This is a genomic window from Acetomicrobium sp. S15 = DSM 107314, from assembly GCF_016125955.1.
GTDB classification, from domain to species: Bacteria; Synergistota; Synergistia; order Synergistales; family Thermosynergistaceae; genus Thermosynergistes; species Thermosynergistes pyruvativorans.
Genome location: NZ_JADEVE010000244.1, coordinates 16258 through 31943, shown reverse-complemented (window position 1 = coordinate 31943; position 15686 = coordinate 16258). Strand labels below are relative to the sequence as shown.

The following is a 15686-nucleotide window of genomic DNA, read 5'->3' as shown; positions in this document are numbered from 1 at the left end:
CACTCCTCTCCAGTAAATTTACAGAGCTATTCTAACACAAAATGGGCGCTCTGGCTTTCCCTCTGCTTAAGATAAAAGAGCAGCTTTTCCAATTCTACTGATATATCTACATTATACACAAGTATCTCTTTAGGGGCGACTATGGGGGCTGGCGCGAAGTTAAGAATTCCCTTAACGAAACTCGAACTCGCAATCCTATCCACCACAGATTGAGCAGCCTCAGCAGGAACGGTCAAGATGAAGACTTCGATGGCCAACTCGGCGATCACATCGGCAATTCTGTCGACGTGAAAACACGGAGCCCCTCGAAAGATTCTTCCCACTTTTGCGGGATCCACGTCGAAGAGGGCAACCATTTTAAACTTCTCGTTTTGCAAAGGCCCATAACCCAATAATGCCCCGCCGAGCCTACCTACACCCACCATGGCTATCCTCCATACCCTCGGAGGAGAAAGAATCGCCTCAAGATGTTCGCAAAGGCGTGGAACGCTATACCCTACGCCACGTTTTCCTATCTCGCCGAAGTAGGAAAGGTCTTTACGTACCTGACTGGCCTTAAGCCCCAGCTCATCGCCGATCTCTTGGGAGGAAATCACATCCACTCCTTCCTCTTGCAGGCGCTTCAAGAGGCGCGCATAAAGAACAAGTCGTTCAACCGTCGGCTCTGCTATGCGCATTCGACCACCCCTTTGAGCTTAAGGGCCGGAGTGGGAAGGCAAATAACCGTAAATGGCTTTATCCGCAAAGGACAAGTCCACCACTCAGCCTTATAGATCGACGCGCCTTCGCGACCTCTAACTCCTTCGACGGACGCGCGATAGGCCAGCAAAGCCCTCTTCCTCCCCGAGCATCTCAGCGATCCTGAGTAACTGATTGTATTTCACCACCCGATCCGTTCGTGCGGGAGCGCCACCCTTTATCTGGCCTGCGCCAGTGGCTACGGCCAAATCGCTTATGAAACTGTCCTCCGTCTCTCCAGAACGATGAGATATGATCACCCCGTAACCGTTCCAGCGCGCCATTTCTATTACCTCCATCGTTTCGGTGAGGGTGCCTATTTGGTTGAGCTTTACCAAAATCGCGCTGGCTATGCCCTTTTCTATGCCCCTCTTGAATCGATCTGGATTTGTGACAAAGAGATCGTCGCCTACGAGTTGGACCTTTTCGCCCATGGCGCGGGTGAGGAGGCCCCATCCTTCCCAGTCTTCTTCGGCCATCCCATCTTCTATCGAAACGATGGGATAATTGTCACACAGTCTCTCGTAGTATCCAACGAGCTCTTCCTGTGAAAGATCCTTTCTTTCGCCACGAAGCCGATAGCGACCATCTTCGTAAAGTTCCGTAGCGGCTACGTCGAGGGCAAGGCTCACCTCGTCTTTGGGGGAGTAACCAGCTGAGGAAATCGCCTCGACGAGCAAGTCAAGGGCTTCTTCGCTACCTCTCAGGTTTGGAGCGAATCCTCCTTCATCCCCAACGGACGTGCTATAGCCTTTCTTTGCGAGGAGTTTCTTAAGCGCCTGGTAGACTTCAACGCCCATCTGTAAAGCCTGGGCAAAACTCTCGGCACCGTGAGGAACGATCATAAATTCCTGTATGTCTAAGTTGTTATCAGCATGTAGTCCGCCATTGATGACGTTCATCAGGGGGACAGGCATCAGATACGGGCCAACCCCACCAAGGTAAGACCATAACGTCATGCTTCGCTCACCGGCTGCAGCGCGTGCCACTGCCAATGAGACGGCCAAAATGGCATTGGCACCCAAGTTGCTCTTGTTCGGCGTGCCGTCGAGATCTATCATCGCACGGTCAATTGAGACCTGCTCGGAGGCCTCCAAGCCGACTATCTCCGGTCCTATCCGCTCATTCACGTTCTCTACGGCCTTCCTGACACCTTTGCCGCCATATCTGTCGCCGCCATCCCTCAGCTCTAAAGCCTCAAATGTGCCAGTAGAAGCTCCAGAGGGAACAGCTGCCCTGCCAATGCTTCCGCTCTCAAGCCATATTTCAACCTCTACAGTGGGATTACCTCTGGAATCGAGTATTTCTCTACCATGAATGCCTACGATTTCGCTCATTTTTGTCTTCCTCCTCATTGCCTACCATGGCACTTCATCAGGATCTATTGTGCGCTCTTCGAGCACTTCATAACAACGACTCCCTCGCTTGATGAGCGCTTCGTCGTCTACCGAAATGCACACCCGCAATAAACGGCGCGGAAAAGCCACACTCACGACATCACCAGATTTTACATTATAAGAGGCCTTGCAGGGCCGACCATTGACGCGAACAGCATTATTTGCGATCATCTCCTGAGCCAAAGAGCGGCGCTTGATCAGCCTTGAAGCTTTCAAGAATTTATCCAACCTCATGTATCGTGTCTTTCAGTATAACAAACTCAAGAAACAGGAAAGCGAAGAACCGCGCCCAAGCCCTCGTATTCCCTTAACAGCGACGGTCGACCCAATACCGTTACATCGCCATCTTGCTCCAGGACTTTATGCGCAATGGCCTCCAAGAGATCATCTTCAGCGGTTACTGATGCTCCGCACACAGGACAAACGTTCGATGGCTCCGAAATTAGGGTATCGCAATGATCGCAACGTCCTCCCTTTACTGAGCGATGCTCGTCAACCACAAGTTGATGAATGGCGCCCATATTGACGGCCTTCAATGTGCCGCTCAAACCCGTGATGGCTTGTCCTCCCTTGGAGGCTTCGGTCAAAATACGCCCGACTAAGGCCTCCCCCTCCTCGTAAAAGCGACGCATGGTATAAACAAATATAGCTTCTCTGACGAGCTCCGGATCGGTAACGTTGCCGAGCTCAGACGCCATCTCTACGGGAACAGAGACAGTGGCCTCCCTGGCCAACTCGACCACTATCGCCCCATATTCTTCGTTGCCTCCCACGAGGACGAGATCGTAATTGTTGCCCTCTTCTTCCACAAGGCTCTTCAAGGTAGCAGCGGTAGCTTTAAGGTGTCGTAATATGTGCTCCTCCACGTGGCGCTCTATTCTGCGCTCTTCAAGGCCATACCACCCTGCGGCCTTAACTTTGGCCGGCATATCCTCGGCGACTTCGAGTAGCATTTTCACCTCTTCTCCGTCGTTGCGGAAAAAGCGTGCCTCCTTGGCACCGACTATGACGGCGAGCGTTTCTTTATGAGGCGAAAGGACCTCCATCAGAGGAAAGATGCATGGGTGATTTGCCACCCTCACCTGCGTAGGTACGGCGACCGGGAGTGAATATTGAGCGAAAAGCCCCGAGGCCGCATTCACATAGAAGGCCTTGCCTTTAGAAAGACCGTCTACGCACCCTTCTATCTCAGGAAAGAGAGATTCAAACACGGCTTTCAAAGCCTCGCTTTCTGAAGCGACTTGCCAGCGCGCAAGCTCTTGAAGCGTCGTTTTGTAGATGTTCTTCACCTCGATGGCTATCTCCCTGGGGTTCTTTTTGCTCCGATCCATATCCACGAAAATGGAGATAACCGGACCCTTTTCCCTAAAGCGCTCCACCACTTCTTTGATGATTGCCTTCTTCATGTAGCCACCTCCTCACGCTCATCATGATAAACAACTCATACGATAAAATCCCGCAATTTCTTGCTGCGGCTCGGATGTCGAAGCTTGCGCAAGGCTTTGGCCTCTATCTGCCTGATACGCTCCCTGGTCACGCCGAAACGACGGCCCACCTCCTCCAGTGTATAAGGGTGTCCGTCCTCCAGGCCGAAACGAAGGCGCAGCACTTCTCTCTCGCGCGGCGCCAGTTCGTCAATCATGCTTTCCAACTCCTCCCGAAGGAGCTGATTGGCCGCTGCATCATCTGGGCTCAATAACTCTTTATCTTCCAAAAAGTCGCCCAATTGGCTGTCCTCTTCTTCTCCTATCGGCGTCTCCAAAGAGACAGGCTCCTGAGCAATGCGCTGGATCTCAGCCACCCTTTCTGCGTCTACCCCCATCTCTTTGGCGATCTCCTCTGCAGTCGGCTCACGACCAAGCTTTTGAACCAGCTGGCGCGACACGCGGATCAGCTTGTTTATCGTCTCCACCATGTGAACAGGTATCCGGATGGTCCTAGCCTGATCGGCGATGGCTCGCGTTATGGCCTGTCTGATCCACCACGTGGCGTAAGTGCTGAACTTAAAACCCTTCCTATAATCGAACTTCTCAACGGCACGGCTTAGGCCCAGATTGCCTTCCTGGATCAAGTCCAAAAAGAGCATGCCCCTCCCTATATATTTCTTAGCGATACTCACTACCAGCCTCAGATTGGCCGCCATGAGCTTTTTCTTTGCCTCGAGATCGCCGGCCTCAATCCTTTTAGCGAGCTCAACCTCTTCTTCTGGCGTCAAGAGCGGGATTTTCCCGATCTCTCTCAAATACATCCGTACCGGGTCGGTCAGAGGTATATCTTCCACCTCAGGTATCTCGAGGCTGCCCTTCAGCACGATCTCTTCGCCCGGCAATTTCTCCTTGGCCCCGTCCTGAATGTCTATGCCGAGTTCCATCAAATTGAAATAGAGGTTATCGAGAGCCTCCGCTGTCAATAGCTCCGGAGGTATCGATTTTTCAATGTCTTCATACGTCACATACCCCCTCTGTCTTCCCATCTGGAGCAAGTCTCTTATTTTGTCTATGTGCTTTAACAGCTCCTCCTGAGAAGTCGAGAGGTCTTCTACTGGGACACTGGGTTCCTCCGGCGATTCGATCGGCCCGTCGCGTTCCTCGATGCTCATCTTCAGCCACCTCCCTTTATGTCACTGGCCAATTGCCGCAATTCTTCCATCTCCTCCGCCGAGGCCTCACCTTTGGCCATCGCCGAAAGGAGTTTATGATATCTTTCGGAACGTCGCCGTTTCTCCAAAAGTTTGAGCAACTCCTTCCATGCCACTTCCAAATCACCAAATTGGTCACAAAAACTCCCCCCGATAGCGATGAGGCTCATGGGGAAACGATCCCCTAACGATAGCCACCGTCCCTCCAACTCTTCAGGAGACTCACCATACAGCAAAGCTGCGACAATGGATTTAACGCGCTCGTCATCGATAAGGGGGAGAATAACCTCTGGCGGCGCCTCAACCCGCCTCCGGGCATCGTTCCACAGCACATAGGCTACAGCTGCCTCTACGGGGTCTGCCGCTTTACTCGCCGATTTCTTCCCTATCCCATTTATATATACGCCGGAACGAGCGCTTTTATCTTCTTTTGCAACCTTTTTTCTGCTCCTGATCTCTGCGATCTGCTCATTGAGTTCTCCAGGCAAGACGCCCAAGGCGATGCTCAAATTTGAAAGATATGGAGCCACATCAAAGGGGGAAAGCTCCGCAAGGCCCTCGAGCAACTCCAAAATCGCACTATGGCGAGATCCAGGGTCCTCTAACCAAGGCCGTCTGATCTCTAAGTGGTAAAGAGGAAGGGGAAGGGCGCGATCTAAAGCCTCCATAAAGACCCTATCCCCGTTTTCCTGAAGCAACAACTGATCGGGGTCAACATCTCGAGGGAGGACGACCACACTGACTTGAAGCCCTTCTCTCTGAAGGACATACATGCCTCTCAACGAGGCTTCCTGCCCTGACGTATCTGCATCGTAACATATACAACAACGACCCGCGAAGCGCTGGAGGAGTTTGGCTTGATCCTCTGTGAGCGAAGTGCCGAGGGAGGCAACAGCTTCAGGATAGCCCGAGATGTGCAGCCTTATAGCATCTATATAACCCTCCACGAGGATCGAACGCCCCCGTTGGCGTATAGACTTCTTGGCGCGCTCCAAAAGATAGAGACAGCTTCTCTTTTGAAACAGCTCGCTCTCTGGGCTATTGATGTACTTCGCGCCCTCGCCCACCACGAGCCTGCCTCCAAACGCCACAAGTTTGCCGGAGACGTCCCGAACCGGAAACATTACTCGACCGCGAAAGCGATCATATGGGCTCCTCGAACCCATGAGCACCAATCCGCATCTTTCGGCGAGTTCGAAGGTTACGCCACGTCTTTGAAGGGATTGCCACAGATAATCCCACGAGGGTGGAGCCCAACCGAGTTCAAATGCCTCCCACACCTCGGGAGGAAGTTCCCTATGCTTCAGGTAAGATCTCGCGACCTCGCCAGAAGGGCTATTGAGCGCATCCCTGTAAAATTTCAAGGCCAACTCCATTACTTCTGAAAGGTCTCCCTCGGTTTTGGGGTGAGCGCTCTTGGATAAAGCCACACCCGCCCGCTTGGCAAGGCGCTCCAAAGCTTGAGGAAACGATACCCCTTCTATCTCCATAAGGAAGGTGAACGCGTCTCCACCCTTGCCACAACCGAAGCAGTGATACGTCTGTCGCTCCGGCGACACGTAAAAAGAGGGAGTCTTTTCAGTATGAAACGGGCAGAGAGCCCTATAGTTCCTGCCCACCTTGCGCAGTTGGACATAATCCCCAACGAGGTCCACTATATCCAAGCGCTTTTTAATCTCTCCGATCACATCGCGATCCATATATGCCATCCCCTACTGCTCGACACGTACTTCGCACATACGGCCTTTAACCATGTCGAAAAGCACAGAAGTGCCGGATAAAGTCCGAGCTTATCCGGCACTCCACCAAGCGAGGCGTTAGTCTTCACCCAGCACCTGTTTCAATACCCACACTCACAGAAGCGGCGCCAAAACTACAGCGATAACAGACATGAGCTTAATGAGGATGTTGAGGCTTGGCCCCGCCGTATCTTTGAACGGATCCCCCACGGTGTCACCCACCACTGCCGCTGCGTGAGAGGGCGTGCCCTTGCCGCCGAAGTGCCCTTCCTCGATGTATTTTTTGGCATTATCCCAAGCTCCACCGGCGTTGGCCATGAATATGGCCAACATCACACCCGTAATTATGGATCCTCCCAACAGCCCACCAAGCGCCCCGGGACCCAAAAGCAGCCCTACGGCTATAGGAGCCACCACCGCCATAAGGCCAGGCACTAACATTTCCTTCAGCGCTGCGGCAGTCGATATATCTACGCAGCGCTCGTATTCTGGCTGGGCACTGCCTTCCATGAGACCCGTGATCTCCCTAAACTGACGGCGCACCTCGTCGATCATCGACTGGGCAGCTCTTCCAACGGCCATGATCGCCATAGAAGAGAAGAGGAACGGCAACATGCCACCTATAAAAAGACCAGCCATCACCATCGGGTCGTTGAGATCTATGTGATCGAGCCGCACCGCAGTGGCATAAGTCGCAAATAGCGCTAAGGCTGTCAGTGCAGCTGACCCTATTGCCAATCCCTTTCCTATGGCAGCGGTGGTGTTGCCAACAGCATCTAATCTGTCCGTGATCTGACGTACAGATGGAGGCAATTGGCTCATCTGGGCTATACCCCCGGCATTGTCCGCTATTGGGCCATAGGCATCCACAGACAAGGTCATCCCAGTTATCGAGAGCATTCCCACAGCAGAGCATGCGATGCCGTAAAGTCCGCCGAATTTGTAACCTATCAGCACCGCCGCACATATGAGCAATACCGGTATTGCCGTGGACATCATGCCCACAGAAATGCCCGACAAGATGTTGGTGGCATGTCCCGTTGCAGCTGACTCGGCAATTTGACGCACCGGTTTTGAACCTATAGAAGTATAAAACTCCGTGACATACCCTATCGCCACGCCCAGGATGACCCCTCCCAGGACAGACCAAAAGAGGGCGATATCGCCAAAAAGGGCACGCGTGACGAGGAATGCGCCGATCATCATGAATAGGCCGGTGGCTATCGTCCCCTTCCTCAAAGCGAACTGAGGATCGCCGCCCTCCTTCACCCGGACGAAAAACGTGCCCAAAACGGCGGAGACTATGCCGCTTCCAGCGAGCAATAGCGGATACGCTGCTCCCGTTGGACCGAAAGCTACCACGCCAAGAGCCATAGCGGCTATGATGGAGTTCACGTATGACTCGAATAGATCGGCCCCCATCCCAGCTATGTCACCCACGTTGTCGCCGACGTTATCCGCTATAACGGCCGGATTCCTTGGGTCGTCTTCTGGAATGCCCGCCTCCACTTTGCCGACCAGGTCAGCCCCCATATCTGCAGCCTTCGTGTAGATACCCCCGCCGACGCGTGCGAACAACGCTATAGAACTAGCACCGAAGCCGAAACCTGTGATTATATTAGGGTCACCATAAAGCCAGTAAGCCAATACCACGCCCAAAATCCCTATCCCCACGACGAACATCCCCATTACAACACCGCCAGTAAAGGCCACCTGCAGGGCTTGGTTCATACCGGCAGTCGCCGCGTAAGCCGTATTGCCATTGGCCCTCGTGGCAACGCGCATCCCCAAGAAACCTGCCAAAGCGCTGCAAAAGGCACCGAAAACGAAAGAGACAGCGAGAGGGAAGGAGGCCTTCCAGGCCAATAGCGCTCCCACGAGCAATACAAAGGGAATGAGGGCCTTGTACTCCCGGTATAAAAAGGTCATGGCGCCTCTGTGGACGATCTCGGAGAGCTCTTTGACTCTCTCGATCTTCACCTCCATAGCGCCAATGCGCCCCACTGCCAGAATAGCAAAGACAAGCGCCAAAACACCAGTACCTCCGGTCAGCCACAACACATAGCCGTTCATTTGTTGAAAATCCCTCCTCCAGAGATCGCGAAATGCTGTAAGAGCAAAAGACGAGGTTAATTATAGTATAAATCTTGCTTTTTTATATAATTTTCTATCGTTCTCCCCCAGTTTTGTCGCCACGCAGATATACAAAAGCGCCACGCTTGACAGCCTCGCCGCCTTTGAGCGCCATTATCATCCCCCTCAATCCCCCCGCGATCATGTCGGCCACGAAGTCTTTTAAAGGCAATTCTCTATAGTCCAGATACAGCCTCAATGAGGCCGATGCCCTTTGCTGCTGTAAACCGTATAACCACTCAATCATCGCTTCTTCTTCGCCGCGGCGAAAGGAGAGAACGCCATTTGACGGAGACTCACTATGATAGTAAGCCAAGATTCCCTTCACCCCAGGCGGTGAAGAACCGGGAGGTCCCACCCAAATTTTAGGCAAAGAGAGCTCCTTCCCCCCCTCCACGAGGATAAAATCCGCTTCAGAGAAGAAACGAACCGTCAAGAAGGAAATATCGAAAGCGGCGCCCTTCGCCTCACATCTGACACCATCGCGCCCCCAAAGCAGCGTCTCGAAGCCCAAGGCGGCGCCGTCTCCGCTGTCCGTACCAGCGGGAGATAAGACCTCCTCCTGAGTGCGCTTAACGTAAGCCACCCGGAGGCCCTTTGAACGCAAGCCCTCCAACAGCTTGTAACAAAGCGTCGATTTGCCGCTATCCTTAAAACCGCACACCGCCACAGCAAATGGCATTGAGGCACCCCCAAGCGATCAGGCGCCGCGCATGGCATGCCATACGCGCCTGTAGCTATCTAAGAAAAACACGAACAAAGTGACGATGATAGGGCCGAGGAAGAGCCCCAGGAAGCCCCACGCCGCCAATCCTCCGACTCCCCCGATAAAGGCGACTAACATGTGAACCTTGCTTCCTTCTGAGATGAAGTATGGGCGTATAAAATTATCGACAGTGCTCACCACCAATAAGGACCACGCAGCCAGCATTGCAGCCTGGCTCCACTGCCCCACCAGGAAAAGATATAAAGCCCCGGGAAGTAGCACTATCGGGGTGCCGATAAAGGGTATCATAGCCGTCACGAACATCACGCCGCCGAACAACAGCGGCGATGGCAAGCCCACATACCACCAGCCTAGGCCACCCAAAGAGGCCTGGATGCCCGCAGTCAAGGTCACCCCGTAAAGCACGGCGGAGAGCATGGCCCTGCCGCGTTCAAAGATGGCCTCACGCTCGTTTTTGGGCAATGGCAGTATATCGTCTACATACTTCAATATGAGGTGCCCGTCGCGCAGTATGTAAAATGACACAATCGTCAGCGCAAACAAGTTATAGAAGAGGCGAAAGACGTTGCCCATCACATCCCTTGAGGTGCTGGCCAACCATGTGGCTACCCAACGGGCAGTCCTGAGCAGCATATCGTTGAGATAGCTCAAATCTACGAGATAAGGTTTAACGGCCTCGGCAACCTGCGGCGGCAGATAATTCAAGACGAAGGATAGGTCCATCTCTCCTAACTTGGTTACGACGCCAGGGAGGGCACTGATTACGTTTATTCCCTCCCTTACGAGGAGCAATCCTATGGTGACCACCGGCACGACGATGACCACCAGCACTAAAATAGTCGTAATGGCCGCGGCTACGCCCTTCCAACGCCCCAGAAAAAAACGCTCGTAAAGGAAGCTATAAAAGGGACGGACGAAGAAGGTGAGCAACACGGACCACGCTATCGGGCGCAAGAGCGGTTGCGTTACGCTATAAGCTAAAAATGCCAACAGAGCAAATACCAGGCCGAAGGGCAAAAAACCCTTCCTCCTTCTTTCGTATGAACCCACTTCATCGTATTCCACCCAAAAACACCCCCTTTAGCGCGATATTTCCAGATCCAACCTTCCCATGCCTCTATCTACCTTAGCCACAAGGACGCGAAGAGGATCGCCGAGGCGATAAATCCTGCCGCGGCGGCGCCCAACGAGCGCCATCTGTCTTTCATCGTAAATGTAGTAGTCATCGTCCAACGAAGAGACGTGCACAAAGCCCTCCGCGGAGTTCTCCAACTCCACAAAAAATCCTGTGGACACCACGCCGGAGATCACCCCTGAAAAAACGTCCCCGACGTGACGCTCCATATATTGTAGGAGCTTCAGGCGGACCGACTCCCTCTCCGCCTCATCGACAACATCCTCTCGAGCGGAAAGGTGCGCGGCCACGGAGGCCGTTTCGTTTCGAAAGCGCTCTATCTCTTGAGCCAAGCCTCCGTCGAGGAGAAGGCCGACAATGCGGTGTACCAAAAGGTCAGCATAACGGCGAATAGGAGAGGTGAAGTGAAGATATCGCTTCAGGGCGAGCCCAAAGTGGGAAAGGGCTTCAGGGGCATATCTGGCCCGCGGCAGCGAGCGCAGAAGCAACGTGTGAACCAAGCGTTTCTGAGGCCTCCCTTCCACAAGTTTCAGCAGTTCGAGAATGTCTTTGTGCTTCGGACGAAGCGCACGAAGGCGAAGGCCCAAAACGATCAAAAGCGCCCGTAATTGCTCGAGCTTTTCCGCGTTCGGCCTTTCATGTATGCGATAAAGGGCTGGGACGCCAAGACCGAAGAGGTGATCTGCTACGAGAGAATTGGCCATTATCATCAGGTGTTCTATAACCTTATAACTCCAACGGCGCTCTAAAACTCTGATCGCCACAGGACACCCCGAAGTATCGAGATCCACCTCGACTTCGGGGAGATCGAATTCGAGCATCCCATCCTCCAAACGCCTCTCGTAGAGTCGGCGAGCCAGCTTGCTCGCCTCTTCGAGCACGTGCTGAAGAGGCGCCTCGAGTGGTAAAATCCCATCGAGAGCGCGCTGCGCCTCATCGTAAGTGAGCCTTCGATCGACGTTGATAACGCTTCTTACGATCCTATACCCTTTGACCCCTCCTTCGCCGTCCAAATGCGCGTCGACTGCGATAGCGTAGCGATCCTCTCCCTCTTTGAGGCTGCAGAGGTTTGAGGAGAGCTGGGGTGGAAGCATCGGCGCTACCCGATCTACCAAATATACGGAAAATCCTCTTTCTTTGGCTTCCTCGTCGAGGGCGCTCCCCTCGCGCACATAATGAGCCACATCCGCTATGTGCACCGCCACATGCCAGCCATCGTTCGTCGCCTCGACAGAGATAGCATCGTCGAAATCTTTGGCTTCCTCGGGGTCTATCGTAAGGGTAGCCCAATTGCGAAAATCGACGCGCCCCTCCGCTTCAACGGCGTTTTCCATTCCCAACAGGTGCTCCGCTTCATCCCATGCAGCCTCGGGGAAGTCTTCCTCCACGCCGAAGTGTTCCATCAGGGCCTTTACATCCACACCTCGTTCGCCTTCTTTGCCTATCCTGCGCACGATCGCGCCGAAGGCTGGTTCAAAGGGCGTGGGATAGTGCGCGATTTCGCAGACCACCACATCGCCGGACGAGACAACTCGCCCAGATTCGCCCGAGAGCGCGACGACGAAAGCATAGCGTTTCTCCAAAGGGACTACGTAAAGGACGGAGTCGGCGGCGCGCACAGTACCGACTATGCGCTTTGTGCTTCGCTGAAGCACTTTAACAACGCCGCCGACCAGCCGTTTGCCTTTTTCTCTGTGATAGCGCACCAAAACACGATCTCCGTGGATGGCATCACCTTTCTGATCCGGCGGCACGAATATGTCAGGCGAACCCTCCTTCTCCGGTATGAGAAAGGCGAACCCTTGAGGATGCACCTGAAGGCGCCCGACAACTATGTGGTTGCGCTCACACCAAAGATACCGACCACGGCGGCTTTTAAATACAAGGCCGTCGTCTTCGAGCTCCTTCAGCACTTTCTCGAGTTCCCGAAATTCCTGCGGCGAAACGGACAAAGCCGAAGCGATCTCTTCGGCTGTCGAGGGTTCGTAATTGCGGCCGCTCAAATACTTCACGAGGCGCTCCTTGGAGAGCACTTCCCTCACTCCCACTCTATCGTCGCCGGCGGCTTGCTGGTCAAATCCAAGACCACCCTGTTGATGCCCTTAACTTCGTTACATATGCGCCGTGCCACCTTATCGAGCAGTTGACGGTCCAAGTAGGCCCAATCCGCCGTCATCCCATCTTGAGACTCGATCGCTCGCAATACCACAGGATGGCCATAGGTGCGTTCATCCCCCATCACGCCGACGCTCTTAACGGGGAGGAGGACGCAGAAGGCTTGCCACACCTTATCGTAAAAACCTGCAGAATCCAACTCCTCAAGAAATATGGCATCGGCCCGCCGCAGCAGCTCCAACTTTTCCCGCGTCACCTCTCCCAAACACCTCACGGCCAAGCCAGGGCCGGGAAAGGGATGGCGCCGCAATATTGTATTCGGCACGCCTAAGATAGCCCCTATAGCGCGGACCTCGTCTTTGAAGAGATCCCTCAACGGTTCCAAGAGCTTAAATTTCATATCCTTCGGCAGTCCGCCGACGTTGTGATGCGTCTTTATTACAGAGGCCCCTCTGCCGCGATGTCCGCTCTCTATCACATCCGGGTAAAGCGTCCCCTGGAGGAGCCACTCCGTGCGACCGATCCTTTTCGCCTCTCTCTCGAAGACGCGTATAAAGGTTTCTCCCACCGCTTTACGCTTGCCCTCGGGGTCTGTAATGCCCTGCAAAGCGGTGAGGAACTCTTCCGAAGCGTCCACATACTGGACGTTGAGATTTAACTCCTGCCGATAAACGGAGAGCACGCTTTCCGCCTCATTCAGGCGCAAGAGGCCATTGTTTACAAAGACGCAATGAAGCCTATCTCCTATTGCCCTCCTCGTAAGCACTGCGGCCACGGTGGAGTCCACACCGCCGGAAAGGGCCGAGAGTACGCTCCCATCTCCTACCGTTTTCGCAATTTCATCCACCTTCTCCTTGACCCAGTCGCCCAAATCCCACGAAGGGTCACACCCGCATATCTCAAAGAGAAAGTTCTTCAAGATCTCGACGCCATATGTCGTATGGACCACTTCCGGATGGAACTGCAGACCCCAGATGCGCTTCTCTGGAACGCCTATAGCGGCCGGCAAACCGCCTTCACTCTTAGCCAAGACGCGCACATGTGGCGGAAGCCAGGCCACCGAGTCTCCATGGCTCATCCACACACAAAAGCGCTGGGGGAGATCGCGAAATAGCGGAGAGCCTTCGTCTTCGACCTCAACTTGAGCGCGCCCGTATTCCGCCGCCTCTGCCCTCTCCACCTTGCCGCCCAGAAGGAAAGACAACAACTGCATCCCATAGCAGATGCCCAAGATGGGAACGCCGATTTCCAAAAAGTCACGAGGTAACGTGGGAGCCCCAGGAATCGTAACGCTCATCGGGCTTCCCGAAATTACGATGCCCTTGGGGCTCCTCGATCGGATTTCCTCTACAGGCGCATCCCACGGAAGAATCTCGCTAAAGACACGGAGTTCTCTGATCCTCCTCGCTATGAGCTGAGTATACTGAGAGCCGCAGTCCAAGATCACTATTACATCTCTTGTCTTCAAGCGATGCACCTCCGAAGGAGTCTCAACCCTTGTCTTAAGGTCGCAGGGAGACGAAGAACGTTCGCCCATTGCGCCACACCAGAAGGACGACGATGTCCCTGCTTTGAGAGGCGCGCTCCAGGTCTTCTACGCTCTCAATCGCAGAGCCGTTGGCTTCAAGTATCATGTCTCCCTCTCGAAGACCGACGCGATCGGCCGGTGAGCCGGATTTTACCTTCGTCACCACCAGGCCTCTCTGGTCTGGCAGACTAAATTCCTCTTTAAGAGTAGGAGTCACGGGAGACACTTCTACGCCGAGGCTCTCCTCAAGCGATGTCCTGCGCGTGCGAGGCTCTTCGGACTGCCCCGGTATCTCTCCCAAAGTCACGGCAATGCTCCTGCGCCCGCTCTGGTTTACGACTTCGAGGTTCACTCTATCTCCTGCCATGCGCTTGCGTATCTGAAAAACCAGATCTTGAGGATCTTTGATCTCTGCGCCATCGATGCCCGTTATCACGTCCCCTCGCTTTATGCCGGCTTTATCTGCAGGGGAACCGGATACCACATCGGCCACTACCGCACCCTTGTCGATCTTTATACCATAAGCTTTGGCGAAGTCCTTAGTGAGGGGTTGAAGGTAAACGCCGAGCCAACCTCGTCGCACCCTTCCATAAGATACGAGATCGTCCATGACGCTCTTGGCCATGTTCACCGGTATGGCAAAGCCTATACCTTGAGCGTAAGGGATGATGGCCGTGTTTATGCCTACGACCTTGCCGTCGAGGTCCAAGAGCGGACCGCCGCTGTTGCCCGGGTTTATGGCCGCATCCGTCTGCAAAAATCCGTCGAAGCTGAGATTCCCAGCTCTGATCGATCGGTTCTTCGCCGATATCACACCAACCGTGACAGTATGCTCCAAACCGAAGGGGTTTCCTATGGCAACAACCCATTCGCCTACTTGAATCGCATCGGAATCGCCCAGAGATAGTACCGGAAGATCGCTCGCTGTGATCTTTATCACGGCGAGGTCAAAGGTCGGGTCTCTCCCCACGATTTTCGCATCGAACTGTCTGCCGTCTGACAAGGTAACGGTGATCTTGTCCGCTCCCTCGACCACATGATTGTTGGTCAGTATGTGACCTTCTTTAGATACTATAAACCCCGAGCCTTTCCCCTTCATCGGAATGACCTGTGAGAATCGTTGCCACTCCTCCCCGAAAAACTGCCTGAAGAAAGGATCGTCGATGAAGGGAAACACGGGCTGCCTAACGAGGGTCTCGGTATCGATGTTGACCACCGCCGGAGAGGCGCTTTGAGCGATCTTCGCTATCGGATTCCCCGTGAAGGGGTCGCTCGAAGTGGCAGCGAGAGCTTCAAGCGGCAAGCCTACCGCGAGCATTCCTAGCAGAAGCAAGATCCCCACTTTAATGAACTTTTTCAACAACTCAATCACCCCCGATATCTTTGCATTATCAAGATCGAGTATATACTCCCTTTAACAATCCACGCACATCGTAAATTCTACCTACGGTTTTTTGCGGCGTCGCGCTCATATATCCACCAAAATTTTATCATGGCCGGAGGGCACTGACACGTCTTCAGACCTTAAGGATATCG

The 15686-nt window shown here is 53.8% G+C and carries 12 protein-coding genes; all 12 read right to left on the bottom strand.

Features of this window, described 5'->3' with window-relative positions:
• Positions 1 to 26: 26 nt before the first annotated feature.
• Complete coding sequence (locus EZM41_RS06875) at positions 27 to 677, bottom strand: redox-sensing transcriptional repressor Rex (RefSeq protein WP_198470385.1); 651 nt, start codon at positions 675 to 677, stop codon at positions 27 to 29.
• 117 nt (positions 678 to 794) lie between these two features.
• On the bottom strand, positions 795 to 2075 hold the full coding sequence (gene eno, locus EZM41_RS06870; protein ID WP_198470384.1) for a phosphopyruvate hydratase: 1281 nt from the start codon (positions 2073 to 2075) through the stop codon (positions 795 to 797).
• A gap of 21 nt (positions 2076 to 2096) precedes the next feature.
• A complete protein-coding gene (locus EZM41_RS06865; protein ID WP_198470383.1) occupies positions 2097 to 2369 on the bottom strand; it encodes an RNA-binding S4 domain-containing protein in 273 nt (90 codons plus the stop codon).
• Positions 2370 to 2395: 26 nt separating this feature from the next.
• Positions 2396 to 3541, bottom strand: a complete 1146-nt coding sequence (locus EZM41_RS06860) for a baeRF10 domain-containing protein (RefSeq protein WP_198470382.1) — start codon at positions 3539 to 3541, stop codon at positions 2396 to 2398.
• Positions 3542 to 3576: 35 nt separating this feature from the next.
• Entirely contained in the window at positions 3577 to 4734 is a 1158-nt protein-coding gene (gene rpoD / locus EZM41_RS06855) for an RNA polymerase sigma factor RpoD (RefSeq protein ID WP_198470381.1), read from the bottom strand.
• A gap of 2 nt (positions 4735 to 4736) precedes the next feature.
• Positions 4737 to 6473 carry a DNA primase gene (gene dnaG / locus EZM41_RS06850; RefSeq protein ID WP_198470380.1) on the bottom strand — a complete coding sequence of 579 codons (1737 nt, stop codon included), beginning with the start codon at positions 6471 to 6473 and terminating at the stop codon, positions 4737 to 4739.
• Between the two features lie 153 nt (positions 6474 to 6626).
• Positions 6627 to 8585 (bottom strand): sodium-translocating pyrophosphatase, encoded by a 1959-nt coding sequence (locus EZM41_RS06845; RefSeq protein WP_198470379.1) that lies wholly within the window; start codon positions 8583 to 8585, stop codon positions 6627 to 6629.
• 94 nt (positions 8586 to 8679) lie between these two features.
• Positions 8680 to 9327 carry a molybdopterin-guanine dinucleotide biosynthesis protein MobB gene (locus tag EZM41_RS06840; protein WP_198470378.1) on the bottom strand — a complete coding sequence of 216 codons (648 nt, stop codon included), beginning with the start codon at positions 9325 to 9327 and terminating at the stop codon, positions 8680 to 8682.
• Positions 9328 to 9345: 18 nt separating this feature from the next.
• Positions 9346 to 10437, bottom strand: a complete 1092-nt coding sequence (locus EZM41_RS06835; RefSeq protein ID WP_198470377.1) for an AI-2E family transporter — start codon at positions 10435 to 10437, stop codon at positions 9346 to 9348.
• Between the two features lie 15 nt (positions 10438 to 10452).
• Positions 10453 to 12540: a ribonuclease R gene (gene rnr, locus EZM41_RS06830; protein ID WP_342449256.1), complete on the bottom strand. Its 2088-nt coding sequence runs from the start codon at positions 12538 to 12540 to the stop codon at positions 10453 to 10455.
• A 5-nt stretch (positions 12541 to 12545) separates the two neighbouring features.
• Positions 12546 to 14090, bottom strand: a complete 1545-nt coding sequence (gene guaA / locus EZM41_RS06825; protein ID WP_232619159.1) for a glutamine-hydrolyzing GMP synthase — start codon at positions 14088 to 14090, stop codon at positions 12546 to 12548.
• A gap of 34 nt (positions 14091 to 14124) precedes the next feature.
• Positions 14125 to 15513: a DegQ family serine endoprotease gene (locus EZM41_RS06820; protein ID WP_232619158.1), complete on the bottom strand. Its 1389-nt coding sequence runs from the start codon at positions 15511 to 15513 to the stop codon at positions 14125 to 14127.
• Positions 15514 to 15686 lie beyond the last annotated feature (173 nt).